Genomic DNA, 25,115 nt, shown 5'->3' on the forward strand with positions numbered 1-25,115 from the left:
TCCTAGCGCATCCAGTCAGGCGCCGCGCCACGTTTCGGCAACGCAAAGGCCGCGGCCGCCTGTGCCGGCGCGCCGAATTTCCGCTATGATCGCGCCATGCCAGAGAATCCCGCCCACCGAGCCGAGGACGAGCAGCCGCAGCGCGTCCTGCGGCAGTTCCGTATCGTTTTCAACGCAGTCAAGAGCCATTTCCGCCAGGTCGAGCGCGAGGCCGGCCTTGGCGGGGCCCAGCTGTGGGCGCTCTCGGTCATCGATCGCCATCCGGGCATCGGCGCCACCGGACTGGCGCGCGAACTCGACATCCACCAGTCGACCGCCAGCAACCTGGTGCGCGGGCTGGTCGAACGCGGCTTCGTCACCGGCACCCGCGAGGGCGCGGACCGGCGCAACGTCGCGCTGCACCTGCAGGACGCCGGGCGCGAGGTGCTGCGCCGTGCGCCGCTGCCCTTCGCCGGGGTGCTGCCCGATGCGCTGGCCAGCCTGGACGAGGCCACCCTGCAGCAGCTGGAACAGAACCTGGCGCGCCTGATCGCCCGGCTGGATGCGGACGAAGCGGCGGGGCGCACGCCGCTGTCCCAGCTCTGACCCGGCCTTGTTTCAAGCGCCAGAGGACAGCTGTTCGTGCCGCAAGGGCAGCAAGGGCGTGAACTGTCCCGTTCCAAACGTCTGCAACCGGGTCGATAGCCGCTATTATCGGAACGGGTAAATGATCGAAAGGGCGATCTGGCGACATATGCGCGCCGGTTGCTGCACAATTGACCTTCCTAAGATGTTTAGCTGAATTGCGAGGAGGAGATTATGGGCAGGACGCCAAACGACGACCGTAGTGACAGCATGAATCCGAACAGCGACGCGTACAAGTCTAGCGCAGACAACCGTTCTGACCAATTGAATCCCAATAACGAACGCTATCAAGGAAGCAAGGAATCCGACACAGGAGACGAGTAGGTAATTTTAGCGCGTAGAACTGTTTCTGCGCGCCTTCTCGAATTGCTGCGCCTGCCCTACCCCTGCCGTTCCCTTGTATGGCGCAACCGCCTGCGCGCCAATCACCAGCCATGAACGCCGCACATCCCGCTCGCGCTGGACATGGCGGACGACGCCGCCGTGCCCGAGGCGGTCCTGGCCGCCCTGTCGAAGGGCGAGAAGGAAGCTTAGCCGCCGGCCGGCTGGCGCGCCTCGAAGATCTCGCTGGCCACGCGCGCCAGGTCGTTCATCCCGCCGCCGCCGGCCAGGTGCCGGCGCAGCAGGCCGGCCTGCCCGCCATCCTTCATCAAGGTCTCGATCACCGACCGCGCCTTGGCGAAATCGGGATCGGTCGAACGCCGGCCCAGTCGTTCCAGGTCGGCGCGGATGACCTGCGCGACCGGCAGCGAGACGGCGGTTTCCGGGTCGATCCAGCTGGCGTCGACGCCGTCGCGGGCGGCGTTGAAGCGGTTCCAGGTGTACAGCTCGCGGCTGCCGTTGGAGGGCCAGCGCCCCGGCTGATCGGCGAATTCGAGGCAGAGTTCGCGCGCATAACAGGCCAGCGCGGCCGCGTATTCGGGCCGCAGCGGGGTGTCGAGCACGCGCAGTTCGATGGTGCCGTACTCCGGCTTGGGCCGCACGTCCCAGTAGAAATCCTTGATGCTGTTGACGATGCCGAAACCGGCCAGGCGGTCGAAATAGTCGCGGAAATCCTGCCAGCTGCGGAATTCGTGCGGCTGGATCCCGCTCATCGGGAAGGCGCCGACCACGTTGCTGCGCGAGCTGCAAAAGCCCGACACCTCGCCCTGCCAGCACACAGAGTTGGCCGACAGCGCGATGAACAGCGGCGCGCGCTGGGTCAGCCAGGCGCATAGCCGCACCGCCTCGTCGGCCGTGCCGGCCCCGATGTGCACGTGCATGCCGAACACGGTGAACAGCTTGGCCAGGTAGCCGTACTTGCGCTCGGATTCGAAATAACGTTCCTTCGGGAAGATGCGCTGCTCGTTCCAGCGCTGGAACGGATGGGCGCCGCCGCCCGAGACCGAGGCGCCGACTTCAAACGCGGCGCGCTGGACCGTGCTGCGGATGTGCTCGAGCTGCTCGCTGGCTTCGCCGTAGGATTCCAGGATCGAGGTCGCCACCTCCAGCATCGAGGTCGTGATCTCGGGCGTGTGCACCCAGGGCTTGTCGTGCTGGTCGAGGATGCGCAGGATGTCGGGCGCGGCCGGGAACAGATCGTAGGTCAGGCGGTCGAGCACCATCAGCTCGAGCTCGATGCCCATGGTGCCCACGGTCGAGGAGCTGAAGTCCGGCAGGAAGGCCGGCCCCTTGCCCGACACCGCCTGGGCCTGGGCCTGCGCCAGGCGCGCCGCTTCGTCATTGTTCAGTGGTGCGCTCATGCCTTCATCTCCTCCTTGTAGCCGACGCTGCGTTCCTCGTGCGGCGCGCCCGGGCGCGCTTCCTGGCGGTAGGTCTCGCCCGCCATGCGCAGGCCCAGCCAGGTCAGGCCCGGCGCCAGCAGCACGTTCAGGGCCAGCAGCGCGCCCATCATCTCGCTGGAAGCCGGATCCAGCCCGGTATAGGCGTTGAGCGTGGTGTCGACCACCAGGCCGCCATAGCTGACCAGCGAGCACATCTGCAGGGCCATCGCATGTTTCTTGGTGCGGTCCCAGGCCGTGGCCGGGACCAGGGCGGCCCGGGTAGCCAGGATGCGCACCGCGAACACCGCCAGCGCGCCCAGCAGCGTCCAGCCCTGGGCCAGTCCCTGCAGGTCGACCAGCGCCGCCGACATCAGGAACAGCAGCACGTAGCCGATGTCCTGGGCGGTCTTGAGCTGGGCCTGGAACACGTTGTCGCGCCGCTCCACGTTGCGCAGCAGCAGTCCCATCAAGAGCAGGGACAGCAGCGAACTGGCCGCCGACACCGAGCACAGGCCCAGGTCGATCAGCAGCGCCGCCAGCAGCATGCCGGGACGCATGGTGGCCGGCACCTTGCACAGCCGCGTGGCGGCCGCATACAGCCCGTAGGACAGCAAGGCGATCGCCGCGCCGAGCACCAGCTTGCCGCCCTGGCGCATCAGTTCCTCGCCGAAGCCGGTGGCGGCGTCCACGCCCTGGCTGCGCGTCCACGCCATCGTCAGCGCCAGCATCAAGAGCGCGACCAGGCTGCTCAGGCCGACCATGTTGGCGGTGGCGAAGGTGCTGGTGCCGCTGGCGTTCTCGTCGGCCGCCATCGAATTGACGATGACCGGGTTCACCGCGATCAGGATCGAGGCGATGAAGATCGAGGCGCCCCAGGGCAGCCCGAGCAGGCGCAGGGTGACGGCCACCGCCACGCAGCGCGCCAGCGTGGCCAGCAGCAGGCTGCCGCCCTGGCGGCCGCTTCTGAGAAGCCAGGCCAGGTCCATCTTGCGTCCGACCTCGAACAGCACCAGGGCCGAGGCGGCGTTGAGCAATTCCTGGAACTGGGCCAGCAGCGGGCGGTCGATCAGGTTGCCGCCGGTCGCGCCCAGCAGCAGCCCGGCGAGCACGGCGCCGTACAGCTTGGGCACCTTGAAGCGCTGCAGCAGCATGCCCAGCACGAGGGCCAGCATCAGGCCGAAGCCCAGCACTGCCAGCGGCGACAACAGCCACAGCGGCGTCGAAAAGTCTTCATTCATGGCGCGCCTCCCAGGCATGGGCAAGCGCAGTGAGCTCGCGTTCGGTGACGGCGGCACGCGCCTTGGCCGCTTCCTGCATGGCGGCGCCGGCGGCGGCCGGCAGTTCGCTCGAGATGCGTGCGCGCACGATGCCGCCGGCGTCGCGCAGCGGAATCCACAATTGGCCGGATACCGTCGTGTTCTCGCGCCAGACCGCCAGGAACTTGGCGCCGGTGCGGTCGCCGGAAATGGAGGGTTCGATCAGGCTGAAGTTGCGCAGCCACTCGGCGGCCGGGAAGCGCCGCGCCAGCAGCACCTGCATCGCGCTGCGCTGCTCCAGGCGGGCGTCGTCGCGCGAATAAGGCAGGTGCATCTGCGCCTGGCCCAGGCTGGCCGTGCGCAGGTCCAGGCAGCTCGCCTCGCTGACCCAGCGCCAGCTGTCGGCGGCCTGCAGGCGCGGCTTGCCGTTGGTCGCGTCCAGCCAGGCCGTCATCAAGGGAGTGCGCTTCGGCGCCGGATTGGCAGCATCGATCGCACCCAGCGCCGCCGTCACCTTCTTCCAGTGGCCGGCCTGCCAGTTGCGGGTCGGCAGCCGGTCGGACGGACGCCAGCGCCACAGCACCGCCGACCATTGCCCGCCCTCCCCTTGCCAGACCATGCCGGCCTGCACCCTGCCGCCGGTCTGGACCAGCATCGACTGGCCGTTCCAGGCCGCGCTCCATGGCCGCAGCACCGCACCGACCCCGGCGCCGAGGCGGTGCCAGGCAATCGCCGGCGCCGGCAGGCAGGTATTCGGACTGGCGGAGACGTCCTCCCAGTAGAGCATTTCAAGGTGCTGGCTCCAGGCGCAGTGGCGCAAGCTCGGCGCGCCCAGGCTGGCCAGGCCGGACTCGACCGGCGCCGCGCAGCTGCCGGCGCGGGTGCCGGTCAGTTGCGTGAAATCGGCAACCGGCGGCGGCGCGGACTTGCGGCTCGCCGCGGCGGCATCGGGAACATGGAATGCGCCGAGCGCCAGCATGGCGGCCAGCATGGCGGCCGGAGGGCGGCGCTTGGACATGGGCGTGACGATCCGGGCTACATGGGTCGTCGGGGAAAACGGTGCGTTCAAGTTTCCTCCGGTGGGGCGCGCAGGGGGAAGCCTGGCGGTGGGCCGGCAGGCGCCGCGATCGCGCCAGCCGCGGCAAGGATGGCCGCGGCACCGAAAAAAGTCCCCCGGCACGATGCGGGGGACGAAAAGAAACGGACTCAACCGCCTCATCGCTGATCGGGTACCGGGCCGTTGCTGGCTGGCACCACGCAGCTATGATGTACTAAAAATAGTGCGAAGGCAACCCAATTTGTCCAAATGTATTTATATGCATGCCCCGCGAACGGTTCATTCCTGACGCAGGTGCAGCAGCGGATAGGGGCGCCCGGCGTCGTCCGTCGGCGAACGTCCGGTCGCCGTGAATCCCAGGTGACGGTAGAAGCCGAGCGCCTGCAGATTCTGCTCGTTGACGTCGACCGTGAGCCGTCCGGCGATGCTTTCCGCATGGGCCAACAGCCGTCTTCCCGTTCCCTGGCCCCGGCTGGCCGGGTCCACGAACAAGGCGTCGACATGGGCGCCGGTCAAACCCAGGAAGCCGCACGGCCGGCCGGCGGCATCGGTTGCCACCCAGACCCGGGTTGCGGGCAGGTAGTGCTCGGCGACCAGGGCCTCGATCTCGCGGAAGTCGGCATCGCGCAGGAAGTCATGGGTGGCGCGCACGCTGGCGCGCCAGATGCCGGCCAGCGCAGCGGTGTCGGAAGCGGTCGAGAGGCGGATCGTTTGCATGGCGTTTTTCTTGTAGTGTGCGCAATTGTGCCTCAACGCAGGCCGTCTGTGCTTAAAATCGTGACGAAGCGCGCGGAGGACCTATGGCATTGCCGATCTGGCTGCAGGCGGGATTGTGGGGATTGCTGGCAGGCGGCGCACTGCTGGTCGGCGCCGCGCTCGGTTACCGGCTCACGGTGCCGCAGCGCCTGATCGCCGCCGTGATGGCCTTCGGCAGCGGCGTCCTGATCTCGGCCCTCTCCTTCGAGCTGATGGAGCATGCCTTCCATACCGGCGGTTTCGCCTCCACGGCGCTGGGCTTCCTGGGCGGGGCGGCGGTCTACACACTGGCCAACTGGTGGCTCTCCAAGCGCGGCGCGCGCCATCGCAAGCGCTCAGGCTGCCAGCCGCCGGCCAGCGAAAACGGCGGCACCGGCACCGCGATCGCGGTCGGCGCCCTGCTCGACGGGATTCCGGAATCGATCGTCATCGGCCTGTCGATGCTGGGCGGGCGCGGCGTGAGCATCGTCGCGGTGGCGGCGATCTTCTTGTCGAACATTCCGGAAGGCCTGTCGAGCGCCGCTGGCATGAAGCGCGCCGGGCGCTCCGCGCGCTACATCTTCGGGATCTGGGGCGGGATCGCGGTGGTCTCCGGCATCGCCGCCCTGCTCGGCTACGCGGTGTTCCGCCATTTTCCGCCGCAGGTGGTGGCGGCGACCACCGCGGTGGCGGCCGGCGCCATCCTGGCCATGCTGGTCGACACCATGATTCCCGAAGCCTTCGAGGAGACCCACGATTTCGCCGGACTGATCACGGTGGCGGGCTTCCTGGCCGCGTATTCCCTGAGCAAGCTGGGCGGCTAGCGCTCGGCCCGCGCATGAAAGCCGGCGCCGTCCCAGCGCGCCAGGGCGGTGCCGGCGCGGGCCGATACCGCACGCGCCGCATACGCGGGCCCGAGCCGGGCGAGCAGGCGCGGAAAGGCCCGGCAATAGCTCGACTGCACCCCCGCCACATGGGCCAGGTCGGCGTAGCCGATCACGTGTTCAGGCGGCACCGCCTCGACCACCCGGGCCACGCGCTCGCGCCAGTCTTCCGGCAGCGCGGGCAGACGCTCTTCCAGCACAGCAACCGGATCACCGACGCGGATCTCGCCGCCGGTCAGCACCCGGGCCAGGATGCCGCGCCTGGCGCCGATGGCGTGCGCCAGGCCGGGCGCGTGCCGGTCCAGGCTGCCGCAGGCTTCGCACTGGAAGCTCAGGCGCAGCCGTACTTGCGCGCCGATGCGCAGTACAGTGCCGGAGACAAAAGCGGCGGTGTCGAGGTCGAGCAGCAGGTTCTCGCGCAAGGCCTGTGGCGGCAGCCCGAGCGCGCGGTAGGCGGGCGCGCCGGCGAGCAGCAGCTGCCTGGGCGACCGCGGGTCGGCGTGGATGTCGCCGGCCAGGCCGCAGCCGGCCAGCGCGTGGACGCGCTCGCGTGCTGTCGGCGCGGCCGCGTTCGGAGCGCGCGCGGCGATCGCGAGCACCGTGCCGAGCCGACGGCTCATCGCGGGCTGCCGGCGCCGGTCCGGAGCAATGCGCGTATGCTCACCTGGCGCCGGCGGGCGGCGCCGGATGCGCGCGCAGGTAAGCCAGCAGTTCGGCGATCTGGCGCTCGCTGCGCAAGCCCCAGAAGCGCATCTTGTTGCCGGGGACGACGGCATCGGGGTCGCGCAGGAAGGCGGCCAGGTTCTTGTCGTTCCACACGAAACCGGCCTTCCGGAGCGCCGGCGAATAGTCGAAATCGGGCGCGGAACCGGCGCGGCGGCCGAGGATGCCGTTGAGCTGCGGACCGAAATTGCTGCGCGCGCCGGGCCCGACCTGGTGGCAGTTGGCGCAGCGCTGGAAGGCGGCCTTGCCGGCGGCGAGAGGATCGGCGGCCTGCAGGGCCGGCGCGGCAAGCAACAAGGCCAGGCAGGCCGGCAGTAGACGCAGTTTCATGGCTTGTCCCCTACTTGACCCGCTGTTTCTCGAGCTTGCGCGCCAGCGTGCGCCGGTGCAGCCCGAGGCGGCGCGCCGCTTCCGAGATATTGAAGTCAGTCTCGGCCAGCACCGCATGGATCCGCTCCCATTCCAGGGTCTTGATGGAGGTGGAACGGTTGGTGACCTCGACGTCGGTGTTGCCGGCCACGTGACCGAAGGCGGCCTCGATGTCGTCGGTGTTGGACGGCTTGGCCAGGTACTGCACCGCGCCCAGCTTGATCGCTTCCACCGCGGTGGCGATGCTGGCGAAGCCGGTCAGCACCACGATCAGCATGTCCGGGTCGTGCTCGTGCAGCAGCTGCACGCAGGCCAGGCCCGAACTGTTGCCCTTGAGCTTCAGGTCGACCACCGCGTAGCCCGGCGTGTGCGCGGCCAGCAGCGCGGCTGCTTCCTCGTGGCCCGGTGCGACCAGCACCCGGTAGCCGCGCCGCTCGAAGGAGCGGCTCAGGGTGCGCGCGAACGCCTCGTCGTCTTCGATGATGAGCAGCAGGCGCTCAGTATTGTCTGTCAATGCCTTCCTCTTCCAGTTCGATGCTTGCCAGCGGCAGCCGCAGGCTCACCTGCGCCCCGCCCTCCGCCCGGTTGGCGGCAACCACCGAACCGCCCAGCTTGCGCACCACGTTCACGGCCAGGAACAGGCCCAGGCCGCGACCCGGCTTGGCCTTGGTGGACTGGTAGGGCTTGCCGATCTGGCCGAGCATGCCGGGCGCGAAGCCCGGCCCGCGGTCGGTGACCATCACGTGCAGCACGCCCTCCTCGATCCAGGCGTCCAGGCCGACCCAGTCGGGCGAGGCCTCGAGCGCGTTGTCGAGCAGGTTGTCGATGGTCTGCTTGAGCGCCGAATCGGACGCCACCGGCCGGTCCTCGCGGATACGGTTATTGTACTGGAAGCCCGCCACCTGCCGGCTGGCGCGCCAGCTGTCCACCACGCCGTCCAGGAAGCTGCGCACGGTGGTGCGCACCGCCGATTCGCCGCGCGCCTCGCCGGCCGACAGCAGGATGCCGCTGACGATGGTCTTGCAGCGCTGGAGCTGGGTCTGCATTTCGGTGATTTCTTCCAGCAGCCCGGGGTCGTTGCGGAACTGCGGCATGCGCTTCCAGTCGCCCAGGATCACCGAAACGGTCGCCAGCGGCGTGCCCAGCTCGTGGGCGGCGCCCGAGGCCAGCAGGCCCATGCGTACGATGTGCTCCTCCTCGACCGCCTGCTGGCGCAGCGCCGCGAGCTGGGCGGCCTTGTCGCGCAGGGTGTCGGAAATGCGCGAGATGAACATCACGAGCAGGGCCGCGTTGAGCGCGAAGCAGACCAGGAGGCCCTGGATGTAGAGGCTGGAGATCCCGCGCGCATGGTCGAACGGCAGCGCGAGCGGCTGGGCGTACATGGCCAGGCCGGCCATGCAGGCGATGGTGATCAGGACGATGGTCCAGGTCCACATCGCTTCGAGCAGGACCGCCGACAGGATCACCTGCAGCAGGTAGAGGAAGGCGAAGGGATTGGTGATGCCGCCCGACAGGTAGAGCAGCACGGTCAGGCTGGCCACGTCGACCAGCAGGGCCATGAACATCTCGCTGTTCGAGACCGGCCGGCGCTCGTGCCAGCGCAGGTGGCTGGCCACGTTGAAGGCGATCAGGCAGGCCAGCACCTGCAGCATGGGCAGCAGCGGCAGTTCGATGCCGAAGATCAGGATGGCCGAGGCGATGGTCGTGACCTGCCCGATCACGGCGATCCAGCGCAGCTCGATCAGCTGCAGCATGTTCTTGTGGCCCGCGGCGAACTCGACGTTCGCGGCCGCCGCCTGGGGCGAGCTGCGCGCCGCCTTGGCGAAGAAATCGAGGGGGTTCTGGATCATGCCCGTGGGGTGGTGTCAGTCATCGTCGCGCACTAGTCGTCATCCACTACGGCGCCGTGACCGCCGATCCACCACCAGGCAGCGCCGACCATCAGGGCCAGCGCATACCAGGTCAGGGCATAGACGAGGTGATTGTTGGTGAAAGAGATGACGGTCAGGCCGCCGACGGCGCGCTCGGGTGCGCCCGCCGGATCCTGGTTCTTGCCGGCATCGATGAAGTACGGCGCGACGTTCGTGAGTCCGCGTGCGGCGGCCAGGGCCTGCACGTCGCGCGAGAACCAGCGGTTGTTCGCCGGGTCGTTCTCGCGCAGGAAGCCGCCGCCCGGTTCGCTGATGCGCAGCAGACCGCTGACCTCGACCCGCTCGCCACCGTGCGCGCACGGATCAGCGGCGGCGCGGCGGGCGGCATAGGTCCCGGGTTTGTTTTCCGCGGCGGGAATGAAGCCGCGGTTGATGAAGACGATGTGGCCCTCGGCCGTACAGAGCGGCGTGAGCAGCCAGAAGCCCGCGCCCAGCTCGGACAGGGCCTGGACGGGAGCGGTGAATTCGTAGAGGTAGTGTCCGGCCACGCGTACGCGCCGGTATTCGTCGGTGTCCCTGGACACCTGGGACCAGCGCTCGGGACCGGGCGCCGCGACGGGCGCCGCATGCACGCGCGATTCGACGCGCTCGATCAGGTCCAGCTTCCATTGCAGGCGAACGACCTGCCAGGTGCCGAGGGCGAAAAAAAGCGCGAACAGCAGCAGGCCTGCTGCCGCCAGCATCCGCCGCGCGAAAGCGCTGCGTGGAGGATGGGCGGCAGGACCTGCCTGCTGGTCGCGCGGGTGCTGCATTTACTGCATGTCGTGCATGCCGTGGGTGGTGTCGCTTGCACCTCCCATGGCCGGCATCATGTTGGCGTTCATGTGCGACATGACCCAGATCGAACCGGCCAGCACAATCACCAGGAGGACCACGGTCAGGATCAGCGCCATCATGTTCCAGCCGCCTTCCGACTTCGAGTTCATGTGCAGGAAGTAGATCATCTGCACGACGAACTGGACGGCGGCGAAGCCCATGATCACGTACTTCGTCGTTTCGGACGGCAGCACGTTGCCCATGACGAGCCAGAACGGGATCGCGGTCAGGACCAGCGACAGCAGGAAGCCGATCGCGTAATCCTTCATCGAGTAGTGGGTCACGAAGCTGGTATGGCCGTCGTGGTCATGCTCGTGGTGGTGGATGTGATCGCTCATGGCAGCACTCCCATCAGGTAGACAAAGGTGAACACGCCGATCCAGACGACGTCCAGGAAGTGCCAGAACAGCGACAGGCACTGCAGGCGGCGGAAGTTCTCGGTGTTGATGCCGTGCTTGGCCAGCTGGACCATCAGCGTGATCAGCCAGATCGCGCCGAACAGCACGTGCAGGCCGTGGGTGCCGACCAGCGCGAAGAACGCGGTCAGGAAGCCGCTGCGCTGCGGACCCGCACCCTGGTGGATCAGGTGATAGAACTCATAGAGCTCGAGCGACAGGAAGGCCGCGCCCAGCAGGCCGGTCACGCCCATCCACAGCAGGGTTGCGCCCAGCTTCTTGGCTTGCGCCGAGATCATGGCGATGCCGAAGGTAATCGACGACAGCAGCAGGAAGCCGGTGTTAATGGCGATCAGCGTCAGGTCGAACAGCTCGGCGCCGGTCGGACCTCCGGCGTAGTTACGGCCCAGCACCGCGTAGGTGGCGAACAGGGACGCGAAGATGAGGCAGTCGCTCATCAGGTAGATCCAGAAGCCCAGCAGCGTGCCCTGCTCCGGATGGTGCTCGCGCACCATGTAGCGCGCGGTCACCTCGTCGGCGGTCAGGCCGCCGTTCATGGTTACATTATTTGCCATAATCGTTTCAGACGTAGCTCTTCATCAGACGGGTATGCGCTTCCTCGGTGCGGGCCACTTCTTCCGCCGGGATGTAGAAATCGCGCTTGTAGTTGAAGGTGTGGACGATGATCGCGGCCATCATGGCGACGAAGGACAGGCCGACCAGCAGCCACATGTGCCAGATGATCGCGAAGCCCACCGCGCATGCCAGTGCCGAGATGACGAAGCCGGCCCAGGTGTTTTTAGGCATGTGAATCGGCACGAAGTCCTTCAGCGGACGCTGGTAGCCGTTCTTCTTCATGTCGGCGAAGGTGTCGTTGTCGTGCACGACCGGGGTGAACGCGAAGTTGTAGTCCGGCGGTGGCGACGAGGTCGCCCACTCCAGCGTACGGCCATCCCACGGGTCGCCGGTGACGTCACGCAGCTTGGCGCGGTCTTTCCAGGTGAAGAAGCACTGCAGCAGCAGGGCGCCGATACCGCCGGCGATCATCAGGGTGCCGACCAGCGAAATCTGGAACAGCCACTGGATCGACGGATCTTCGAAGTGGCTCATGCGGCGGGTGACGCCCATGAAGCCCAGGATGTACGGCGGGGTGAACGCGACCCAGAAGCCGATCGACCACAGCCAGAAGGACACGTGGCCCCAGAACTGGTTGAGCTTGACGCCGAACATCTTCGGTGCCCAGTAGTTGAAGCCGGCGAACAGGCCGAACACGACGCCGCCGATGATCACGTTATGGAAGTGCGCGATCAGGAACAGCGAGTTGTGCAGCACGAAGTCGGCCGCCGGAATGGCCAGCATCACGCCGGTCATGCCGCCGATGACGAAGGTCAGCATGAACGACACGGTCCACATCATCGGCAGTTCGAAGCGGATACGGCCGCGGTACATCGTGAACAGCCAGTTGAAGATCTTGGCGCCGGTCGGGATCGAGATGATCATCGTGGTGATGCCGAAGAACGAGTTCACGCTCGCGCCGCTGCCCATGGTGAAGAAGTGGTGCAGCCACACCAGGTACGACAGCACCATGATGACGCAGGTCGCATAGACCATCGAGGTATAGCCGAACAGGCGCTTGCCGCAGAAGGTCGAGACGACTTCCGAGAAGATGCCGAAGGCCGGCAGGATCAGGATGTAGACCTCGGGGTGGCCCCAGATCCAGATCAGGTTCACGTACATCATCGCGTTGCCGCCACGGTCGTTCGTGAAGAACGCGGTGTCGAACAGGCGGTCCATGCCCAGCATGGCCAGCACGGCGGTCAGGATCGGGAAGGTGATCACGATCAGGATGTTGGTGCACAGCGAGGTCCAGACGAACACCGGCATCTTCATCAGGCCCATGCCCGGCGCACGCATCTTGACGATGGTGACGATCAGGTTGACGCCCGATAGCAAGGTACCTACCCCCGCGATCTGCAATGACCAGATGTAGTAGTCGACGCCGACCCCCGGACTTGCCAGGATGCCCGACAGCGGCGGATAGGCCAGCCAGCCGGTGCGTGCGAATTCACCCACGAACAGCGAGGCCATGACCAGCACGGCGCCCATGGTGGTCATCCAGAACGAGAAGTTGTTCAGGAACGGGAAAGCGACGTCGCGGGCGCCGATCTGCAGCGGCACGACGTAGTTCATCAGGCCCGTCACGAACGGCATCGCCACGAAGAAGATCATGATCACGCCGTGGGCGGTGAAGATCTGGTCGTAGTGGTCCGGCGGCAGGAAGCCCTTGTTGGCGCCGAAGGCGAAAGCCTGCTGGGCGCGCATCATCAAGGCGTCGGCGAAGCCGCGCAGGAACATGATGATGCCGAGGATCATGTACATGATACCGATTTTCTTGTGGTCGATACTGGTGAACCAGTTGTGCCACAAGTTGCCCCACTGGCGGAAGTAGGTGATCAGGGCCACCAGGGCCAGGCCACCGACGATCACGCCGGCGAAGGTCGCGATCAGGATCGGTTCGTGGAACGGAATCGCGTCCCAGCTGAGCCGACCGAAGAGTAGCTTCGTCAGGTCGAGAGAGTCTTGCATGATTACTTCTTCACAGAATAATTAGGAATGACGACGGCCGGGCCACCGGCTTCCGGCGTGATGCACATTTCCGCTTCCGCCAGCTGGGCCATCTGTTCCAGCTGCGCCTTGCTCGGCAGGCGCTTGGCCGCGGCCGCGATCGCGTTGCGCTTGTGGTCCTGGGCCATCTGCTCGTTCATGCAGACGTTGCCTTCGGCCACGCAGCGGTTCAGGATGCGGTTGAACAGCGCGTTTTCCACCTGGCCGTAGTAGCGCACCGGCTCGCGCACGGAGGGCTTTTCCAGGTTCAGGTAGTCGGCACGGTCCAGCACGCCCGGCTTGGACTTCATGTTCTGCACCCAGGCGTCGAACTCGCCGCCGGTCACGCCCTTGTAGGCGAAGTGCATGTGCGAGAAGCCCTCGCCGCTGAAGTTGGCGGACAGGCCCTTGTAGTCGCCCGGCTTGTTCAGCACAGCGTTCAGGGTCGTCTCCATGCCCGGCATCGCATAGATCATGCCGGCCAGCGTCGGGATGTAGAAGGTGTTCATCACGGTCGACGAGGTGATCTTGAAGCGGATCGGCACGTCCACCGGGGTGACCAGTTCGTTCACCGAAGCGATGCCCTGCTCCGGATAGATGAACAGCCACTTCCAGTCGAGCGCCACGACCTGCACTTCGAGCGGCTTGGTCGAGGCCGGAATCGGACGGTTCTCGTCGAGACGGTCGAGCGGACGATACGGGTCCAGCTTGTGGGTCGAGACCCAGGTGATCAGGCCGAGGACGATGATGATCAGGAGCGGTGCGCCCCAGATCACGAGCTCGAGCTTGGTCGAGTGGTCCCAGTCCGGTTCGTATTTCGCATTCGCGCTCTTGCGATAACGCCATGCGAACAGGACCGTCAGGATCATCACCGGGACGATGATGATCAACATGAGCAGGACAGAAATGGTAATCAGGTCTGCCTGCTGTTTTGCAATATCGCCGGTGGGATTCAAGACGACCGTATTGCAGCCAGCCAGCGCTGCAAGCGGAAGTAATGGGAGTCCGCGGCGGACAATTTTAGGAATCATGCTAGGTATCTAACGTTACATGGGAATAAGAACATGCTACTGTAACGCCAACGGCCTACGGCAACCATTGGACACTTTGTCCCACCCTTGCTATATTGCAATTACGACATCGCTGGGATGTCGTTAAAACAATAGAACAGGTGGGACGCTCGAACTGCCGCAGGCCGGGCTGACCCCAAGGAGACGAAGATATGCAAAGCACGACGACGTACGGCGGCGCAGGTGCCGCTCCCATCACCCACCCTACCAGCGGGGCTCGCAACATCAATTCCCGGGACGGCGAAATCCATCCGGGCGAAATCGCCGTCGGCGTGGTCATCGGCCGCGCCTCGGAATATTTCGAGTTCTTCGTCTACGCAATTGCTTCAGTACTAGTGTTCCCTGCGGTTTTTTTCCCGTGGGCTGACCGGCTTGAAGCGACACTCTACTCGTTTATCGTTTTTTCGTTCGCATTCATCGCGCGCCCGCTGGGCACGGTGGTGTTCATGTGGCTGCAAACCCGGTTCAGCCGCGAAATCAAGCTCACCATCGCCCTGTTCCTGATGGGCACCAGCACCGTGGTCATCTCCTTCCTGCCGTCCTACGACCGGATCGGGGTGGCGGCCATCGTCATCCTGTCCCTGATGCGCATCGGCCAGGGCGTCGCCCAGGGCGGCTCCTGGGACGGCCTGCCCTCGCTGCTGGCCCTGTCGGCGCCGGAAAACAAGCGCGGTTTCTATGCGATGCTGGGCCAGTTGGCCGCCCCGGTCGGCTTCCTGATCGCCGCCGGCCTGTTTGCCTACCTGCTGGCCAACCTGTCGCAGGACGACTTCCTGGTATGGGGCTGGCGCTTCCCGTTCTTCTGCGCCTTCGCGATCAACATCGTGGCCCTGTTCGCGCGCCTGCGTCTGGTCTCGACCAGCGAGTATTCGCGCCTGCTCGATGCCCATGAACTCGATCCGGCCCCGGTCGGCGAACTGGTCAAATCACAGGGCAGCAACATCGCCATCGGCGCGCTCGCCGCCCTGGCCAGCTACGCGCTGTTCCACCTGGTGACCGTGTTCCCGCTGTCCTGGATCCAGCTCTACGATACCCGCCCGATGGACGAGTTCCTGGTGATCCAGATGTGGGGCGCCGGCCTGGCGGTGCTGGCAATCTTTGCCTCGGGCTTCATCGCCGACCGCGTCGGCCGCCGCACCACCCTCGGCACCCTGGCCGTGCTGATCGGCCTGTTCTCGCTCGCCGTACCTTCGCTGATGGATGGCGGCGTCACCGGCCAGAACACCTTCATCCTGGTCGGCTTCACGCTGCTGGGCCTGTCCTATGGCCAGGCGGCCGGTGCGGTGACCGCGAACTTCAAGCAGCAGTACCGCTACACCGGCGCCGCCCTGACCTCGGACCTGGCCTGGCTGGTCGGCGCGGCTTTCGCCCCGCTGGTCGCACTGGGCCTGTCGGCGCACTTCGGCCTGGGCTATGTGTCGCTCTACCTGCTCTCGGGTGCGGTCGGTTCGCTGGCGGCGCTGAGCCTGAACCGGGCGCTGGAAATCCGCGACTAAGACGAGCTGCCGGATCCGAAACGCCCCGCGGCGCCTGGCGCCCGGGGCGTTTTTTCGTCGAACTGCACAGCAACCCATCGAACCCGTCGATTGAAAATGATTAGCGTCATATGATAATGATCATATTATGATTCAAAATATGATTCAGATCATATGATTTGAATCATATTTTACGTTTGGTAAGCCCTCCGCCTCAGGCGGCAGGCGCGCATCAAGCGGAAGCGAACAGCGCCGCCAGCGAGCGCCGCGCCGCGGCCAGCGCCGTCCTGCCCTCGGCATTGTCGCCGTGGATGCGGGCCAGCTGCAGGTTACCCACCAGGGACCCGGCAATCACGCCGGCCAGGGCCGGGTCGGCGCCTTCCGGCAGCGCCGCCGCGACCCGCCGCACCAGGCGGTCGACCCGCTGCGCCGACGCCGTGCGCACCGCCTGACCCTGGCGCGGCATCTCGCTGGCCAGCGCCGCCACCACGCAACCCTGCTCCGGGTGCGCAAGCTGCTCGTCGGACAAGTAGAGCTCGATCAGCGCTTGCAGCGGGGTGCCGGCATCTGGGGTGCGCGCCGCCATGCGCTCGTCCAGCACGGCGCTGCTGATCGCACCCGCGTGCTCGATCGCCTCGACCAGCAAGGCGTCGCGCGACTCGAAATGGGCGTAGAAGCCGCCGTGGGTCAGGCCGGCCTCCTTCATGACCTCGGCCACCCCGACACCAGCATAGCCGTGGCGACGCACCGCCCGGCTGGCGGCTTCGACGATGCGGTGGTGGGACTGCTCGCGCTTGCTCGCTTTTGCCGAGGTACTCATCACAATCTCCGTTGATATGATCTACATCATATTATTCCCATCATATTTCCGGAGTCAAGTTTACCGTTCACTATAGTCCCGGCCGAATTTTTGCGAAGGGACGTGGTCCAAGCCCTCAGTGAGGTGGATCGCCATGACGCGCAAGGAACCGGTCACGATTGCAGCAGGGCCGGCCCGGATGGAAGGCATGCTCGCGCTGCCTGCGGCGCCGATCGGCATGGTGCTGTTCGCGCACGGCAGCGGCAGCGGCCGCCACAGTCCGCGCAACCAGCTGGTGGCTGCGCGCCTGCGCGATGCCGGCATCGGCACCCTCCTGCTCGACCTGCTGGGCGCGGACGAAGAGCGCCGCGACGAACACCGTTTCGACATCGCCCTGCTGACCGAGCGCCTGGGCCTGGCGGCGTTCTGGCTTGGCACCGAAGCGCTGACCGCCCCGCTGTCGCTCGGCCTGTTCGGCGCCAGCACCGGCGCCGCCGCCGCCCTGCGGCTGGCGGCGCGCGACGGCTCAGGGATCGCGGCGGTGGTCTCGCGCAGCGGCCGGCCCGACCTGGCCGGGGCAGCAGCCCTGGCCACGGTGGTCGCGCCCACGCTCCTGATCGTCGGCGGCGACGATGGCGTGGTGGTCGACCTGAATCGCCAGGCCCTTTCCGTCCTGCGCTGCGACAAGCAGCTGCTGGTCATCCCTGGCGCCACCCATCTGTTCGAGGAACCCGGCAAGCTGGACGAAGTGGCCGAGGCCGCCGCCGACTGGTTCGTCCGCCACCTGGTCCCTCCATGAGCGGCCCACGCTGGGCCGTCAGGCCAGCGCCGTATCGAGCACCGTCATCAGGATGAAGCCGAACACCAGCGCGATGCTGGCGAAGGTGCCGTTGCCGTTCTGGCGGTATTCGGGGATCACGTCATTGACGATTACCAGGAGCATCGCCCCGCCCGCCGCCGCCAGCGCAAACGGCAGCAAGCCGCCGGCAATGCCGATCAGCGCGACGCCGAAGGCGGCCGCCACCGGTTCGATCAGGCCGGAAACGACGCCCAGGCCCACCGCGGTGAGGCGGCTGTAGCCGACCGTACGCAGGGCAAGCGCCACCACCAGTCCTTCGGGGACGTCCTGGATCGAGATCCCGGTGGTCAGCGCGTTGGCCTTCTCGAGGTCGATGCCGGCATAGCCGACGCCGATCGCCATCCCCTCGGGCAGGTTGTGCAGGGCCACGGCCCAGACGAACAGCCAGGCGCGGCGAATCGACATGCCGGCATCGCCCTGCGCCAGGATGTCGTCGGAATGCACGGCGCAGCTGAGCAGCAGGATCGCCCCCGCCCCCGCCATGATGCCGGCGCCGGTCATCAGGCTCGCTTCCCAGTTGCCGGCGCCGGCCGCCTTGGCCGCGGCAATCGACGGGATCACGAGCGAAAACGCGGTCGCGCCGAGCATCACGCCGGCGCCGAAACCGAGGAAGCAGTCGTAGCTGCGTTTCGAGAAATTCTGGGCGAACAGGACCGGCAAGGTGCCCAGCGCGGTGGCTGCCGCGGCGGTGCCGCCGCCCAGCAAGGCCAGGCGCATCTTGGGATTGGCGTTCATGAGCTGCTCGGCCAGGCTGCCGAGCAGGAGGATGCAGCCGACACTGCAGATCAGGAAACCGACGACGCGGCGCAAGGTCAGCGCGCGCAGCAGGGCCCGCAGGGCGACCAGCCGGTTTTCATGCGCTTTGTCAGCATTCGTATCCATGCAAACCTTAAGGAAATGCCGCGCGGCCGGCTTGAAGGGGCCGCGCGACGCATGCTTACTTCTTCATTGCCTTCATGCCCTTGGCGGTGCCCTTGTCCTGGAGCTTGCCCATGCCGGTATCGTCCAGCTGGCCGCCTTTCGAGGCGACCTGGGCGCTGCCCATGGCGCTGCCGGATTGTCCGGCCATCGTACCACCGCCGGCCGACTGCATGCTCATACCGAGTTCGGCGCCGGTGCGCGGCGAGGACATCGGATCGGACATGGTGCGCATCGCCATCTGCTTGAGGATGTCGATGTCGCCGCTCGGCAGGGCCACTTCGGCTTCGCCCGAGCCGCCGTCCACCGCCATCTGCTTCTCGCGGTCGGTGACGAAGTCCCAGTCGGCGCCCTGGTTCCAGGGACCGCGCATCTCGCCCGGACCCTGCGACATGTTGTAGTACACGCTGGCGAAACGCGGGTCGGCCGGCATTTTACCCACCGGGAAGTTCGGCTCGATGGCGTACAGCGCCTTCTCGAAGGACTTCTGGTGCGCCACTTCACGCGTCATCAGGAAGCCCAGCGCCTCCTTCACGCCCGGGTCGTCGGTCAGGGCGATCAGGCGCTCGTAGACGATCTTGGCGCGCGCCTCGGCCGCGATGTTCGAGCGCAGGTCGGCGGTCGGTTCGGTGATCGAGTCGATGTAGGCCGCGGTCCATGGCACGCCGGCCGAGTTGACCAGCGGGGTGCCGGCGCCGTACAGCACCTGGGTGATGTGGCTGTCGTTGCCCGGGCCGGTAATCGCCTTGTACATGTCGGCTTCGCTGTCGACGGCTTCCGCCAGGCGGCCCTTGGCGCCCTTGTTCAGCATGGCGACGATGTGGCCGATCACCTCGAGGTGGCTGAGCTCCTCGGTGGCGATGTCGAACAGCATGTCCTTGCGGCCTGGATCGTCTTCCGATACGGCCTGGGTGAAGTAGCGCATGGCCGCGGCGAGTTCGCCTTGCGGGCCGCCGAACTGTTCCAGCATCAGGTTGGCCAGAGCCGGGTTGGGTTCGCTGACGCGGACCGTGTACTGCAGGCGTTTATTGTGTGCAAACATGGACAATTCCTCCCGTTGTGAGTCATTGGACGCCGGGGCGACGCCATTCCTTGGCTGCCTGCCGTGGCCGGCAACCGCATGTCTCATGTTGGCAGTTTGACCCTGCAGTGAGGATCAGGTGTTCGCGCGTGCCCTTGTAGGAATAGAGCGACAATTAATGAACTTGATGGAAATGTTGAAATTGATAAATAAGAGTATTTATCGGGCTGCTTTTGCCGGCGCTGACAGGATGCGGGCGGGCACGCGCGCTGGCCTGCGCTGCCGACCGACAGGTGCGCGGCGCGTACTCCTACAGTAAAGACGAGTGGCGCGGCACTACCATGTTGAATAACTGACCATAAAGGGGGTAACGATGTTTAACCTGAATAAGCTGAGCCCGACGATTACCAACATGATCCGCTTCGACCATTCGCACGTGATGGTCACCTTCCACCAGTACGAGAAGGACAAACCGGCGCGCGTCAAAAAGGCCCTGGCCGATACGATCTGCGACGCCCTCGAGATCCACGCAACCCTCGAGGAAGAGATCTTCTATCCGGTGATGCGCCAGCGCGACTCGGGCGAGCCCTTCATGCACAAGGCCGAACCCGAACACATGGAAATGCGCCGCCTGATCGCCGAACTGCGCCGCACCAGCGGCTCCGACCCGCGCCACGACAAGCTGGTGATGGAACTGATGCGCGACGTGATGCACCACGTGGCCGACGAGGAAACCACCCTGCTGCCGCATGCCGAGGCCAAGCTGAGCCGCGAGGCCCTGTCCGAGCTGGGCGCCCAGATGACCCGCCGCCGCATGCAGCTGGTGGGGCCGAAGGCCGGCAAGCTGGCCAAGGAGCACGCGGTCGGCTTCGGCGGCAGCGGCGCCGCCCTGGTGGTGGGCCTGGCCAGCGCGCTGTTTGCCGTCAAGGCCTTCGGACCGAAGAAGACCTGGAAGTCGAATCCGGCCTGACCGATCGGGCGCTACCCGCGACCGGCAGCCAGGCCGGTCTTTTTTTGCAGCCGGCGCCAGTGCGAAGCATGTTCGGCTTGCTCAGCCGAGCCAGCGCATCACCGCCGGCACCAGCCCAGGGGCGACCAAGGCCGTCAGCGCCCCGTTCAGTCCCATCGCCAGCCCGGCAAAGGCGCCCATCTCGGCGCTGGATTGGAACGCCCTGGCGGTGCCGATGCCGTGCGAGGCCAGGCCGAGGGCGAAGCCGCGCGCGGCGGGCGAGGCAATGCGCAGGCGGTCGAACAGCCAGGGCCCGGTGATCGCCCCGAGGATGCCGGTGCCGATCACCAGCGCCGCCGTCAGCGCCGGAATCCCGCCCAGGCGCTCCGACACCGCCATCGCGATCGGCGAGGTGGCCGATTTCGGGCCCAGGGTGGCGGCCAGCTCGGGACTGGCGCCCAGCAGCAGCGCGATCGCCACGCTGGAGACGATCGCGGTCACCGATCCGAGCACCAGGGCGAACGCCAGCGGCACAAAGGCGCGGCGCAGGCGCGGCAGCTGGCGCACCAGCGGCAGCGCCAGGGCCACGGTGGCGGGACCGAGCAGGAAGTGGACGAACTGGGCGCCGGCGAAGTAGCGCTGGTAGGACATGCCGGACAGCCACAGCACCAGCACCACCAGGGCGATCGAGATCGCCACCGGATTGGCCAGCGGGGCGCCCTTGAAGAAGGCGGTGATCCGGTGGGCGAGCAGGTAGGCGCACAGGGTCATGGTCAGGCCCAGCAGGGGCGAAGCCGACAGGTAGACCCAGAACTGGGAGAAATCGCTCAGCTCAGGCATCGCCGCCCTTCTTGCCGAGGCCGCGCAGCAGCAGGCCGGTGACGGCCAGGGTCAGCGCGGTGCTGGCGACCAGCGCGGCGAGGATGGCGAACCAGTGGCCGCTGCCGCTGGCGGCGGTGGCATAGACGCCGACGCCGGCCGGGACGAACAGCAGGGACAGGTGCGACAGCAGGGTATTGGCGGCGTCCTCGATGCGCTTTTCCAGCGCCGGCCAGGCGAGCAAGGCGGCCATCAGGAGCAGCATGCCGGCCACCGGGCCGGGAAGCGGAAGTTTCAGCAGGAAGACGATGCCTTCGCCGAGGCACTGGAACAGCAGGAGGATGGTGAAGGCGGCGAGCATGAGGCTTCTAGACGAGGCAAAGCGCTCAGGATAGCAAAACGGGGCGGACGGCGTGCGCCGCCCCGCCCCGCTTACGGAACTCAGGCCGGTGCGGTGGCGCCGGCGATCGCGCCGCGGCGCAGCTGGTCGCGCTCGATCGATTCGAACAGTGCCTTGAAGTTGCCTTCGCCGAAGCCGTCGTCGCCCTTACGCTGGATGAACTCGAAGAACACCGGGCCGAGCTGGGTTTCCGAAAAAATCTGCAGCAGCAGGCGCGCATTGCCGTCCTTGACCGCGCCGTCCAGCAGCAGGCCGCGGGCCTTCAGCTCTTCCGGATTCTCGCCGTGACCCGGCACCCGGCCGTCCAGCATTTCGTAATAGGTGTCGGGCGGCGCCTTCATCAGCGGCACGCCGGCTTCGCGCAGGCTGTCCACGGTCTTGATCAGGTCATCGGTGAGCAGCGCGATGTGCTGGATGCCTTCGCCGTTGAACTGCATCAGGAATTCCTCGATCTGGCCGCCGCCGGCCTTGCCCTCTTCGTTCAGCGGGATGCGGATCATGCCGTCCGGCGCGGTCATGGCTTTCGAGGTCAGGCCGGTGTACTCGCCCTTGATGTCGAAATAGCGGATCTCGCGGAAGTTGAACAGCTTCTCGTAGAAACCGGCCCAGAAGGCCATGCGGCCGCGGTAGACGTTGTGGGTCAGGTGGTCGATGATCTTCAAGCCGTGGCCGACCGGGTTGCGCTCGACGCCCTCGATGAATTCGAAGTCGATGTCATAGATCGACTTGCCGTCCTCGAAGCGGTCGATCAGGTACAGCGGCGCGCCGCCGATGCCCTTGATGGCCGGCAGGCGCAGCTCCATCGGCCCGGTCGGGATCTCGACCGCCTGGGCGCCCAGTTCGAGCGCGCGCGCATAGGCCTTGTGCGCATCCTTGACGCGGAAGGCCATGCCGCAGGCCGAGGGTCCGTGTTCGGCGGCGAAGTAGGCGGCGTAGCTCTTGGGCTCGTTGTTGATGATGAAGTTGATGCCGCCCTGGCGGTACAAGGCCACCTGCTTCGAGCGGTGCACCGCCACCTTGGTGAAGCCCAGCTTCTCGAACACTTCTTCCAGCACGCCCGGCGTCGGCGACGCGAACTCGACGAACTCGAAGCCCATCAGCCCCATGGGGTTCTCAAACAGGTCTGCCATTTCTTCTCTTCCTTGTGTCTCGTTGGTCAGGTGGGCCATGTGTCTCGGCATGGCCGCTCAATCAAACTAGGTCCTACTCTGCAAATACTTCCGCCAGTAACCCGCGCAGCCACTGGTTGCCCGGATCCTGGTTGTAGCGCCGGTGCCAGAACACATTGGTCTGCAGCGCGGGCAGTTCCAAAGGCGGCACGATCCATTCCAGGCCGAAGGGGACCGCCGCCCGCTCGGCCAGCTTCTGCGGCACCGTGACCACCAGGTCCGACGTTGCCGCCATATACGGCACCGCCGTGAAGTGCGGCACCCGGAACCGCACCGCGGGGCCGATGCCGGCGCGCGCCAGCAGCGCATTGATCCGGTCGTACGGGCTCTCGTTCGCATCGACCAGCATGTGCTCCGCCTTCACGAAGCGCGCCAGCGTCACCTCTCCCTTCCCCAGCGGATGGCCCTTGCGGAACATCGTCACGTAGGGCTGGCGGAACAGCTGGCGTTGGTACAGCGCTTCCGAGATATCCTCGAACGGCCCGACCGCCAGGTCCACCCGTCCGCCTTCCATCTCCTCCTTCAGCGACAGGCTGCCTGCGCGCACCGAACTGATCTCGACGAGCGGCGCCAGCAGCTTGCAGCGCTCGATCAGCGTCGGCATGAAATAAATCTCGCCCACGTCCGTCATCGCCAGCACGAAGCGCCGGCTGCTGGTGGCCGGATCGAAGCGGCTGCGCTGGTTCAGCGCCAGGGCCACCTGGGCCATCGCCACGCCGATCGGCTCGGCCATCTGCGCCGCCAGCGGCGTCGGCTGCATGCCCGAGGCGGTGCGCACGAACAGTTCGTCGCCGAAGGCGCGGCGCAGCCGCGCCAGCGCATTGCTGACCGCCGACTGGCTCAGCCCCAGCCTGCGCGCGGCCGAGGAAATCTGGCGCTCCCGGTAGACTTCCTGGAAAACCGAGAGCAGGTTCAGGTCGATGTCGTGCGGTTCGATCATGGCGCTTTCTGCCTGGGCTGCATTGTGGGCGCGGCCGCAGCGCGCGACCAGTAGTATTTAGATGGTGAATAGTCTACATTTTTCTATTCATCTCGTAAAACATGCGGGATTCTTCTAGAGTAGCGGCATCCAACCACCATGAGAGTGAGCATGAGCCAGTCCACCGCAGACATGAGCGCATACATGAGCGGATTCGGCAACGAGTTCGCCACCGAGGCCCTGCCCGGCGCCCTGCCGCAGCACCGCAATTCGCCGCAGCGCGTGGCCTATGGCCTGTATGCCGAACAGATCTCCGGCACCGCCTTCACCGCCCCGCGCAAGCACAACCGCCGCTCCTGGCTATACCGGATCCGCCCCGCCGCCGTGCACGGCAGCTTCACGCCGATCGACGCCGGCCGCATCGTGTCGCGCTTCGACACCCCGGCGCCGCCCAACCAGCTGCGCTGGAGCCCGCTGCCGATGCCCGACGCGCCGACCGATTTCCTGGAGGGCTGGGTCACCATGGCCGGCAACGGCTCGCCAGAAAGCATGAGCGGCTGCGCGATCCACCTGTACGCCGCCAACCGCGACATGGTAGGACGCTACTTCTACAGCGCCGACGGCGAACTGCTGGTGGTGCCGCAAGCCGGGCGCCTCGCGATCGCCACCGAGCTCGGACTGCTGGAAGTTGAACCGCAGGAGATCGCCGTGATTCCGCGCGGAGTGCGCTTCCAGGTGAGCCTGCCGGACGGACAGGCGAGCGGCTACATCTGCGAGAACTTCGGCGCCCTCCTGCAGCTGCCCGACATGGGCCCGATCGGCTCGAACGGCCTGGCCAATCCGCGCGACTTCCTCACGCCTTGCGCGCGCTACGAGGACCTGGAAGGCGACTTCGAGCTGGTGGCGAAGTTCTGCGGCGGCCTGTGGCGCGCCTCGATCGGCCACTCGCCGCTGGACGTGGTCGCCTGGCACGGCAACTACGCTCCTTACAAGTACGACCTGCGCCACTTCAACACCATCGGCTCGATCAGCTACGACCATCCGGACCCGTCGATCTTCCTGGTGCTGCAGTCGCCCAGCGACACGCCCGGTGTCGACACGCTCGATTTCGTCATCTTCCCGCCGCGCTGGCTGGTCGGCGAAGACACCTTCCGTCCGCCCTGGTTCCACCGCAACGTGGCCAGCGAATTCATGGGCCTGATCCACGGCGCCTACGACGCCAAGGCCGAAGGTTTCGTCCCGGGCGGCACCAGCCTGCACAACTGCATGAGCGGGCACGGGCCGGACGCCGCCACGTTCGAGAAGGCCAGCAGCGCGAACACCGCCGCGCCGCACAAGGTGGCGGACACCATGGCCTTCATGTTCGAGACCCGCCACGTGCTGGTGCCGACTGCGCATGCCCTGTCCTCGCCGCAGCAGCAAGCCGACTACCAGCAGTGCTGGGCCGGGATCGGCAAGCATTTCCGCCCCTCGGGGCAATGATGACAGCCTGACAATTCGTGTGGCGCAAACCCCTGCCGGCATGCGATGATGTGGCATACGCCATGTTCGCGCGTGACC

General features: G+C 66.5%; 26 protein-coding genes. 6 read left to right on the forward strand and 20 right to left on the reverse strand.

Annotated elements, in window-relative coordinates:
* Positions 1 to 96: 96 nt before the first annotated feature.
* The gene (locus tag MasN3_RS14210) at positions 97 to 585 is read left to right on the forward strand and encodes a MarR family winged helix-turn-helix transcriptional regulator (protein ID WP_281907935.1); all 489 of its coding nucleotides are present in this window, start codon (positions 97 to 99) and stop codon (positions 583 to 585) included.
* A gap of 569 nt (positions 586 to 1,154) precedes the next feature.
* Here the strand turns inward: MasN3_RS14210 and MasN3_RS14215 are convergent.
* The 4 genes from MasN3_RS14215 to MasN3_RS14230 all read right to left on the reverse strand — a co-directional run bounded on the left by MasN3_RS14215 (position 1,155) and on the right by MasN3_RS14230 (position 5,417).
* Positions 1,155 to 2,366 carry a YbdK family carboxylate-amine ligase gene (locus MasN3_RS14215; protein ID WP_281907939.1) on the reverse strand — a complete coding sequence of 404 codons (1,212 nt, stop codon included), beginning with the start codon at positions 2,364 to 2,366 and terminating at the stop codon, positions 1,155 to 1,157.
* Positions 2,363 to 3,625, reverse strand: coding sequence for a cation:proton antiporter domain-containing protein (locus MasN3_RS14220; RefSeq protein WP_281907941.1), 1,263 nt, complete (start codon positions 3,623 to 3,625; stop codon positions 2,363 to 2,365). The genes MasN3_RS14215 and MasN3_RS14220 overlap by 4 nt, the downstream gene beginning before the upstream one ends.
* A complete protein-coding gene (locus tag MasN3_RS14225) occupies positions 3,618 to 4,712 on the reverse strand; it encodes a hypothetical protein (protein ID WP_281907944.1) in 1,095 nt (364 codons plus the stop codon). Before MasN3_RS14225 ends, MasN3_RS14220 begins: the two co-directional genes overlap by 8 nt.
* A gap of 267 nt (positions 4,713 to 4,979) precedes the next feature.
* A complete protein-coding gene (locus MasN3_RS14230; protein ID WP_281907946.1) occupies positions 4,980 to 5,417 on the reverse strand; it encodes an acetyltransferase in 438 nt (145 codons plus the stop codon).
* Between the two features lie 83 nt (positions 5,418 to 5,500).
* Between MasN3_RS14230 and MasN3_RS14235 the strand changes: the two genes are divergently transcribed.
* Positions 5,501 to 6,259 (forward strand): ZIP family metal transporter, encoded by a 759-nt coding sequence (locus MasN3_RS14235; RefSeq protein WP_281907949.1) that lies wholly within the window; start codon positions 5,501 to 5,503, stop codon positions 6,257 to 6,259.
* Here MasN3_RS14235 and MasN3_RS14240 read toward each other — a convergent pair.
* From MasN3_RS14240 to cyoA, 9 genes are read right to left on the reverse strand one after another with little or no spacing between them, the layout of a single operon-like run.
* On the reverse strand, positions 6,256 to 6,939 hold the full coding sequence (locus tag MasN3_RS14240) for an MOSC domain-containing protein (protein WP_281907951.1): 684 nt from the start codon (positions 6,937 to 6,939) through the stop codon (positions 6,256 to 6,258). The two genes, MasN3_RS14235 and MasN3_RS14240, sit on opposite strands and share 4 nt — an antisense overlap.
* A 40-nt stretch (positions 6,940 to 6,979) precedes the next feature.
* Complete coding sequence (locus MasN3_RS14245; protein WP_281907953.1) at positions 6,980 to 7,372, reverse strand: c-type cytochrome; 393 nt, start codon at positions 7,370 to 7,372, stop codon at positions 6,980 to 6,982.
* A 10-nt stretch (positions 7,373 to 7,382) separates the two neighbouring features.
* Entirely contained in the window at positions 7,383 to 7,925 is a 543-nt protein-coding gene (locus tag MasN3_RS14250; RefSeq protein ID WP_281907955.1) for a response regulator transcription factor, read from the reverse strand.
* A complete protein-coding gene (locus tag MasN3_RS14255) occupies positions 7,909 to 9,261 on the reverse strand; it encodes an ATP-binding protein (RefSeq protein WP_370662296.1) in 1,353 nt (450 codons plus the stop codon). Before MasN3_RS14255 ends, MasN3_RS14250 begins: the two co-directional genes overlap by 17 nt.
* A gap of 32 nt (positions 9,262 to 9,293) precedes the next feature.
* A complete protein-coding gene (locus MasN3_RS14260; protein ID WP_281907956.1) occupies positions 9,294 to 10,094 on the reverse strand; it encodes an SURF1 family protein in 801 nt (266 codons plus the stop codon).
* Complete coding sequence (gene cyoD / locus MasN3_RS14265) at positions 10,095 to 10,496, reverse strand: cytochrome o ubiquinol oxidase subunit IV (RefSeq protein ID WP_281907957.1); 402 nt, start codon at positions 10,494 to 10,496, stop codon at positions 10,095 to 10,097.
* Positions 10,493 to 11,110, reverse strand: a complete 618-nt coding sequence (gene cyoC / locus MasN3_RS14270) for a cytochrome o ubiquinol oxidase subunit III (RefSeq protein WP_281914513.1) — start codon at positions 11,108 to 11,110, stop codon at positions 10,493 to 10,495. The genes cyoD and cyoC overlap by 4 nt, the downstream gene beginning before the upstream one ends.
* A gap of 25 nt (positions 11,111 to 11,135) precedes the next feature.
* A complete protein-coding gene (gene cyoB, locus MasN3_RS14275) occupies positions 11,136 to 13,139 on the reverse strand; it encodes a cytochrome o ubiquinol oxidase subunit I (RefSeq protein WP_281907958.1) in 2,004 nt (667 codons plus the stop codon).
* A 2-nt stretch (positions 13,140 to 13,141) separates the two neighbouring features.
* Positions 13,142 to 14,188 carry a ubiquinol oxidase subunit II gene (gene cyoA, locus MasN3_RS14280; RefSeq protein ID WP_281907959.1) on the reverse strand — a complete coding sequence of 349 codons (1,047 nt, stop codon included), beginning with the start codon at positions 14,186 to 14,188 and terminating at the stop codon, positions 13,142 to 13,144.
* Between the two features lie 191 nt (positions 14,189 to 14,379).
* Between cyoA and MasN3_RS14285 the strand changes: the two genes are divergently transcribed.
* Positions 14,380 to 15,723, forward strand: coding sequence for an MFS transporter (locus MasN3_RS14285; protein WP_281907960.1), 1,344 nt, complete (start codon positions 14,380 to 14,382; stop codon positions 15,721 to 15,723).
* A 211-nt stretch (positions 15,724 to 15,934) separates the two neighbouring features.
* Here the strand turns inward: MasN3_RS14285 and MasN3_RS14290 are convergent, their stop codons facing one another.
* Positions 15,935 to 16,522 carry a TetR/AcrR family transcriptional regulator gene (locus MasN3_RS14290; RefSeq protein WP_281907961.1) on the reverse strand — a complete coding sequence of 196 codons (588 nt, stop codon included), beginning with the start codon at positions 16,520 to 16,522 and terminating at the stop codon, positions 15,935 to 15,937.
* A gap of 133 nt (positions 16,523 to 16,655) precedes the next feature.
* Here MasN3_RS14290 and MasN3_RS14295 point away from each other — a divergent pair, with 133 nt between their 5' ends.
* Positions 16,656 to 17,300, forward strand: a complete 645-nt coding sequence (locus tag MasN3_RS14295; RefSeq protein ID WP_281907963.1) for a dienelactone hydrolase family protein — start codon at positions 16,656 to 16,658, stop codon at positions 17,298 to 17,300.
* Positions 17,301 to 17,318: 18 nt separating this feature from the next.
* Here the strand turns inward: MasN3_RS14295 and MasN3_RS14300 are convergent, their stop codons facing one another.
* Positions 17,319 to 18,242, reverse strand: coding sequence for a ZIP family metal transporter (locus MasN3_RS14300; protein ID WP_281907964.1), 924 nt, complete (start codon positions 18,240 to 18,242; stop codon positions 17,319 to 17,321).
* Between the two features lie 55 nt (positions 18,243 to 18,297).
* Positions 18,298 to 19,320 carry a manganese catalase family protein gene (locus MasN3_RS14305; protein ID WP_281907966.1) on the reverse strand — a complete coding sequence of 341 codons (1,023 nt, stop codon included), beginning with the start codon at positions 19,318 to 19,320 and terminating at the stop codon, positions 18,298 to 18,300.
* A gap of 352 nt (positions 19,321 to 19,672) precedes the next feature.
* Between MasN3_RS14305 and MasN3_RS14310 the strand changes: the two genes are divergently transcribed.
* Positions 19,673 to 20,269 (forward strand): hemerythrin domain-containing protein, encoded by a 597-nt coding sequence (locus tag MasN3_RS14310; RefSeq protein WP_281907968.1) that lies wholly within the window; start codon positions 19,673 to 19,675, stop codon positions 20,267 to 20,269.
* Positions 20,270 to 20,350: 81 nt separating this feature from the next.
* Here the strand turns inward: MasN3_RS14310 and MasN3_RS14315 are convergent, their stop codons facing one another.
* From MasN3_RS14315 to MasN3_RS14330, 4 genes are all read right to left on the reverse strand, one after another.
* Positions 20,351 to 21,088: an LrgB family protein gene (locus tag MasN3_RS14315; RefSeq protein WP_281907969.1), complete on the reverse strand. Its 738-nt coding sequence runs from the start codon at positions 21,086 to 21,088 to the stop codon at positions 20,351 to 20,353.
* Positions 21,081 to 21,428 carry a CidA/LrgA family protein gene (locus MasN3_RS14320; RefSeq protein WP_281907971.1) on the reverse strand — a complete coding sequence of 116 codons (348 nt, stop codon included), beginning with the start codon at positions 21,426 to 21,428 and terminating at the stop codon, positions 21,081 to 21,083. The genes MasN3_RS14315 and MasN3_RS14320 overlap by 8 nt, the downstream gene beginning before the upstream one ends.
* Positions 21,429 to 21,508: 80 nt before the next feature.
* A complete protein-coding gene (gene hppD, locus MasN3_RS14325; RefSeq protein ID WP_281907972.1) occupies positions 21,509 to 22,597 on the reverse strand; it encodes a 4-hydroxyphenylpyruvate dioxygenase in 1,089 nt (362 codons plus the stop codon).
* Positions 22,598 to 22,670: 73 nt separating this feature from the next.
* Positions 22,671 to 23,576, reverse strand: coding sequence for a LysR family transcriptional regulator (locus tag MasN3_RS14330; RefSeq protein WP_281907974.1), 906 nt, complete (start codon positions 23,574 to 23,576; stop codon positions 22,671 to 22,673).
* 150 nt (positions 23,577 to 23,726) lie between these two features.
* On the opposite strand from MasN3_RS14330, the gene hmgA reads away from it, so the two are divergent.
* On the forward strand, positions 23,727 to 25,037 hold the full coding sequence (gene hmgA, locus MasN3_RS14335) for a homogentisate 1,2-dioxygenase (protein ID WP_281907976.1): 1,311 nt from the start codon (positions 23,727 to 23,729) through the stop codon (positions 25,035 to 25,037).
* Positions 25,038 to 25,115 lie beyond the last annotated feature (78 nt).

The organism is Massilia varians, assembly GCF_027923905.1.
Lineage (GTDB): Bacteria > Pseudomonadota > Gammaproteobacteria > Burkholderiales > Burkholderiaceae_D > Telluria > Telluria varians_B.

Bases quoted from the DNA above. Each gene is read 5' to 3' on its own strand.
- cyoD (WP_281907957.1), bottom strand. From the start codon at position 10,496: ATGAGCGATCACATCCACCACCACGAGCATGACCACGACGGCCATACC.
- cyoA (WP_281907959.1), bottom strand. From the start codon at position 14,188: ATGATTCCTAAAATTGTCCGCCGCGGACTCCCATTACTTCCGCTTGCA.
- MasN3_RS14240 (WP_281907951.1), bottom strand. From the start codon at position 6,939: ATGAGCCGTCGGCTCGGCACGGTGCTCGCGATCGCCGCGCGCGCTCCG.
- MasN3_RS14310 (WP_281907968.1), top strand. From the start codon at position 19,673: ATGTTTAACCTGAATAAGCTGAGCCCGACGATTACCAACATGATCCGC.
- cyoB (WP_281907958.1), bottom strand. From the start codon at position 13,139: ATGCAAGACTCTCTCGACCTGACGAAGCTACTCTTCGGTCGGCTCAGC.
- MasN3_RS14255 (WP_370662296.1), bottom strand. From the start codon at position 9,261: ATGATCCAGAACCCCCTCGATTTCTTCGCCAAGGCGGCGCGCAGCTCG.
- MasN3_RS14230 (WP_281907946.1), bottom strand. From the start codon at position 5,417: ATGCAAACGATCCGCCTCTCGACCGCTTCCGACACCGCTGCGCTGGCC.
- MasN3_RS14215 (WP_281907939.1), bottom strand. From the start codon at position 2,366: ATGAGCGCACCACTGAACAATGACGAAGCGGCGCGCCTGGCGCAGGCC.
- MasN3_RS14330 (WP_281907974.1), bottom strand. From the start codon at position 23,576: ATGATCGAACCGCACGACATCGACCTGAACCTGCTCTCGGTTTTCCAG.
- MasN3_RS14305 (WP_281907966.1), bottom strand. From the start codon at position 19,320: ATGTTTGCACACAATAAACGCCTGCAGTACACGGTCCGCGTCAGCGAA.
- MasN3_RS14320 (WP_281907971.1), bottom strand. From the start codon at position 21,428: ATGCTCGCCGCCTTCACCATCCTCCTGCTGTTCCAGTGCCTCGGCGAA.
- hmgA (WP_281907976.1), top strand. From the start codon at position 23,727: ATGAGCCAGTCCACCGCAGACATGAGCGCATACATGAGCGGATTCGGC.
- MasN3_RS14260 (WP_281907956.1), bottom strand. From the start codon at position 10,094: ATGCAGCACCCGCGCGACCAGCAGGCAGGTCCTGCCGCCCATCCTCCA.
- MasN3_RS14210 (WP_281907935.1), top strand. From the start codon at position 97: ATGCCAGAGAATCCCGCCCACCGAGCCGAGGACGAGCAGCCGCAGCGC.
- MasN3_RS14285 (WP_281907960.1), top strand. From the start codon at position 14,380: ATGCAAAGCACGACGACGTACGGCGGCGCAGGTGCCGCTCCCATCACC.
- MasN3_RS14220 (WP_281907941.1), bottom strand. From the start codon at position 3,625: ATGAATGAAGACTTTTCGACGCCGCTGTGGCTGTTGTCGCCGCTGGCA.
- MasN3_RS14290 (WP_281907961.1), bottom strand. From the start codon at position 16,522: ATGAGTACCTCGGCAAAAGCGAGCAAGCGCGAGCAGTCCCACCACCGC.
- MasN3_RS14295 (WP_281907963.1), top strand. From the start codon at position 16,656: ATGACGCGCAAGGAACCGGTCACGATTGCAGCAGGGCCGGCCCGGATG.
- MasN3_RS14235 (WP_281907949.1), top strand. From the start codon at position 5,501: ATGGCATTGCCGATCTGGCTGCAGGCGGGATTGTGGGGATTGCTGGCA.
- MasN3_RS14315 (WP_281907969.1), bottom strand. From the start codon at position 21,088: ATGCCTGAGCTGAGCGATTTCTCCCAGTTCTGGGTCTACCTGTCGGCT.
- cyoC (WP_281914513.1), bottom strand. From the start codon at position 11,110: ATGAACGGCGGCCTGACCGCCGACGAGGTGACCGCGCGCTACATGGTG.
- MasN3_RS14245 (WP_281907953.1), bottom strand. From the start codon at position 7,372: ATGAAACTGCGTCTACTGCCGGCCTGCCTGGCCTTGTTGCTTGCCGCG.
- hppD (WP_281907972.1), bottom strand. From the start codon at position 22,597: ATGGCAGACCTGTTTGAGAACCCCATGGGGCTGATGGGCTTCGAGTTC.
- MasN3_RS14300 (WP_281907964.1), bottom strand. From the start codon at position 18,242: ATGGATACGAATGCTGACAAAGCGCATGAAAACCGGCTGGTCGCCCTG.